Raw genomic sequence first — 512 nt, forward strand, 5'->3', positions numbered from 1 at the left:
TGTAGCCAGGGGTTTGCCCCTCCAATTCCTCGGTGGCTTTATCGGTAAGCAGACCTTCCTACGGCCACTTTTCTTTTTTATATATTTCTTATAACTATATAAATTATGCCTGACCAAATGCCTCTATTTACATACCTTGGATTATATAAGTTTGGAAAGGAAAAATCAAAAATAAAATTAAATAGAAATAAAATAATAATATTTATAATTATTTTCGCGGCTCTATTATATATTGCAAATATTTATATATCATGTCTAATTTAGAAGAAGATTTAGAATATAATAGAAGATATAAGGAAGTCTTACATATATTTAATGTTTCATTAAAAAATAATAAAGGATTAGAGACTGTTTGAAGTTTTATAAAAGCAGTTATTGAATATTATGATTATGCAATTGAATTATATTTTAAGAAATTATATGAAAATAAAATGATTGATGAAATTCCAGACAGTCCAATTAAAAGATATAGAAAAATAATTGAAATTACAAAGGATAAAGAACTTGAAGAA

The sequence above is a fragment of the Candidatus Nanopusillus massiliensis genome (assembly GCF_920984865.1).